The organism is Microcystis sp. BLCC-F209 (genome assembly GCF_041928595.1).
In the GTDB taxonomy this organism is placed as follows: Bacteria; Cyanobacteriota; Cyanobacteriia; order Cyanobacteriales; family Microcystaceae; genus Microcystis.
This window is the reverse complement of sequence record NZ_JBHFLL010000156.1, coordinates 1-3815: the sequence shown is the minus strand read 5'-3', so window position 1 is coordinate 3815 and position 3815 is coordinate 1. Positions and strand designations below refer to the sequence as shown.

The window sequence follows — 3815 nt, the reverse complement described above, 5'->3', positions numbered from 1 at the left end:
TTTCGCTTCGCTTTCGCTTCGCTTCAACCGCGCATTTACCAATGTATCTAACTTCCCCAGGTTTGTCAACCCCTTTTGGCAAAATTTTTTGATCTTTTTTCTATCCCTTGCTACGTAAGCCTTTCAGCTTTTAAGCTTTTTGGGTAGTCCCTTGAACAGAACTGGCGGTGCGGATATTTTAGTTTATTTGTACTAAATATTTTTCCCTATTTAATTTTTAATTTTTTATTCACTACTTCTCGATCGCTGGGTCGATTTTGGGGTATGGTTCCTTGAGAATCTATTTTCTGATCGGAAAGCCCTCATGTCTCGCCGCGCTGCTTTACAATCCTATTTACTGGTGCGTTTACTCCTAGCTCCCTTGATGTTATGGACGATCGTGACGGTGGTTTTTCTGCTGATGCGTGTTGCTCCTGGTGATCCCACGGATGCGATTTTAGGCAACCGCGCCCCTGAAAGTGCCAAAAATGCCCTAAGAGAACAGTTAGGACTGAATAAACCCCTATTTTTCCAGTACCTAGACTATATTTTCAATCTAATGCGCCTCAATTTAGGAGACTCTTTAACCAGTAAGGGGGTGACGGTATGGGAGATTATCGCTAAACATTTTCCAGCGACGGTGGAACTAACTTTTTATGGAATGCTGATTGCAGTGATAGTGGGAGTCGGATTGGGAATTATCACCGCTTCCCGTCCGAATACACCCTTAGATGCGGGGGGACGTTTATTTGGACTGATAACCTATTCCTTGCCGATTTTTTGGGTGGGAATGCTCTTACAGCTAATTTTTGCGGTACAGTTGCGCTGGTTTCCCTTGGGGACTCGTTTTCCTTTGAGTGAAACTCCCCCCCAGACAATTACGGGTTTATACACCCTTGATAGTCTGATGACTCTACAACTAGATAAGTTGCCTATAGCTTTGTATTATCTAGTCTTACCTAGTTTTACTCTCGGCATTCTTTTGAGTGGAATTTTTGAACGAATGGTGCGAGTTAATCTGAAACAAACTTTGCAAGCGGACTATGTAGATGCGGCAAAAGCGAGAGGAATACCAGAAAAAACGATTATGATCGCCCATGCGCTAAAAAATGCCCTAATTCCCGTAATTACTGTCTTAGGATTAACTTTTGCGGCTCTTTTAGGTGGTGCAGTCTTGACAGAAGTTACTTTTTCTTGGCCGGGTTTGGGAAATCAGTTATATCGGGCGATTTCTCTGCGTGATTACCCAACAGTGCAGGGATTAATGGCTTTTTTTGCGACAATAGTGGTTTTTGCCAGTATTTTGATCGATTTAATCAATGCTTACATTGATCCTCGCATCCGTTATTAATCAGGGAGAGGGAATTATGAATTATCAATTATGAAGTGGGGAGAGGGGAGAGGGTAATTCGAGCATTTGTACTAATACGATTTTTCTTTCATTCGTAGCAGCCATAACTGGGTGCATCTTATATTTGTGATTTTCTCTCACATATTGGTGAGCAGCAGAAGTTGTTCAAAGAGGGCGAATGCAATCATTGGTGTCAACTTAAGGGAAGAGGTTCCCATATTTGTCGATGGAGAGCCTCTTTCTCTCGATGTCGCTGACGTTCAGCTTTAATCAGTCCAAAAAGTTGAGCGCGTTCGGCTAAATAGCTGATTACATCTGGGTTTTCGCCCCTCCAGAAAGCCTTCGCTACATAGTAAAGGCTTCTAAAAACCATCTCGACAGAAATTTTTTCTTGCGGCTGATGGAGAGCTACAGCCACATCTTGAACTATCTGAATGAGAACAGTATAGAAAATCAAGGTAGTGAGAATTTGGATTTGTACGCCGTTAGTGTGTCCAACCCATAAATAGGCCAGTCCTAAGAGTCGCTTGGTTAAGAGAAAAGCTTCTTCTATCTGCCATCTTCTTCTAGACAAATCACAAACTTCTTCAGCGGATAGTTGTTCAGAATCAAGCACGTTTGTCAAATAATCATACCAAGTATTTCCCCAAAGAACTGAGACTAATCTGACGGTCGAATGGCAAGGATTAGAGCGATACTGACCGAGGGTAATAATCTCATCTCGGTAAAGTTTTCCTGCGGACAAAACTTGCTTTATTTGGTAAGATGTTTTTCCCCTCATGCGGGTAAGAAAATATTTTCCTTCCTCAGTAAATTGGTCAAACCACGGAAAACTAAAAAAGCCTAGGTCAACGACTAGCAGGCCTGATGTAGGTAGCTCATTTATTAATTGTTCTGCCCATACTTTATCGTTACATTTCTCATTTTTCTGATACCATACTGTCACAGGTACTTGCGTAAATGCCTCAACAATCATCATTATTCTTCCAGCCAATTTCCCAGATTCCTTCTCGGAAGCTTTCAGCCTTTTCCTCAGCTGCTCTAGGGTTGAGCCATCGGCTATCCAAATAAGTAGTCATGCAAAATTAATTACCCAAATAAAAAATTAAGAAGTATAATACATAGGGTTTGCTGAATAATGGTAAAAACCTTACAGGAAAGGGCTTTTAGCTTGATTGAGAGCTTCCCAAATGCACTTAAATCTGCTAGAATCTCTTAAAACCCTTGCATCACCCTTGCATCACCCTTGCATCTTCTCTAATTAGTGCTAATGTACCGTAAAAGCGAGTTACCCTCAACCCCACCAGAAAAATTCGAGCTGCCCTTTGAGGGGAAATTATCCCAAGACAATCGTTGGGTAATTATGGCCAACCTCATTCCCTGGTCAGAATTTGAAGCGGAATACGCATCACTTTTTTCAGAAGAAATGGGCACACCCGCCAAAACATTCAGGACAGCACTCGGAGCATTAATTATTAAAGAAAAATTAGGAACAAGCGATAGAGAAACGGTAGAACAAATCAAAGAAAATCCTTATTTACAATACTTCTTGGGGTTTTCATCCTACAGCAATGAACCCCGGTTTGAAGCGTCAATGTTGGTTCACTTTCGAGAAAGAATCACTCTGGAACTAATTAATAAAGTGAATCGCTTTATGGTCAAAAATTCGAGAGAAATAAAAGAAGAAGAAAACACCGAAAAAAAGTTAGAGAGCGAAACCCAAAGTCAACCAGAAAATCGAGGTAAATTAATTTTAGATGCCAGTTGTGCGCCCGCAGATATTAGTTATCCTACGGATTTAAACCTGTTAAATCAAGGAAGAAAACAAACCGAAAAAATTATTGATATTCTCTATGAAACTTTAAAAGGAAAACTTGTTCAAAAACCGAGAACCTATCGTCTCCTAGCCAGAAAAAGTTATTTAGAAGTAGCAAAAAAAAGAAAACCTACCGTCAAACAAAGACGAAAAGCTCTGAAAAGACAACTGCAATATCTAAAAAGAAATCTCGACCATATTGAACAACTTTTAGCAGAAGGAGCCTCGCTACAAAGCTTGAAAAAAAGAGACTATAAGCTGTTATTAGTAGTCACAGAAGTTGATCGCCAACAACTCTGGATGTACCAAAATAACAAACAGAGTATTGAAGACAGAATTGTCAGCTTAACTCAACCCCATATCCGTCCGATAGTCAGAGGAAAAGCTGGAAAACCCGTAGAATTTGGGGCTAAATTCTCAGCAAGCTGTATAGATGGTTACATATTTTTAGACCGGATTAGTTGGGATAACTTTAATGAATCGGGAGATTTAAAAGCACAAATAGAAGCTTATTATGACTATACAGGATACTATCCAGAATCAGTTCATGTGGACAAAATTTATCGAACCAGAGAAAACCGAGCTTGGTGTAAAGAAAGGGGAATCAGAATCAGTGGGCCCCCATTAGGAAGACCAGCCAAAAATGTTAGTAAAGAACAAAAGAAACAA

Annotated in this window: 2 protein-coding genes and 1 pseudogene; 2 read left to right on the top strand and 1 reads right to left on the bottom strand. The window is 40.3% G+C overall.

The genetic code is table 11. The features are described from left to right. Positions 1-304: 304 nt before the first annotated feature. Positions 305-1330, top strand: a complete 1026-nt coding sequence (locus ACE1AQ_RS09575; protein WP_008204302.1) for an ABC transporter permease — start codon at positions 305-307, stop codon at positions 1328-1330. A gap of 193 nt (positions 1331-1523) precedes the next feature. Here ACE1AQ_RS09575 and ACE1AQ_RS09570 read toward each other — a convergent pair. Then, positions 1524-2399: pseudogene (locus ACE1AQ_RS09570) on the bottom strand (IS4 family transposase); the annotation flags it as partial. Between the two features lie 201 nt (positions 2400-2600). Here ACE1AQ_RS09570 and ACE1AQ_RS09565 point away from each other — a divergent pair. Continuing rightward, positions 2601-3815 (top strand): IS5-like element ISMae6 family transposase (locus tag ACE1AQ_RS09565; RefSeq protein ID WP_374808307.1); only part of this gene is annotated, 1215 nt, incomplete at its 3' end.

Excerpts from the sequence above, each read along its gene's own strand:
- ACE1AQ_RS09575 (WP_008204302.1), top strand. The coding sequence starts at position 305 with ATGTCTCGCCGCGCTGCTTTACAATCCTATTTACTGGTGCGTTTACTC.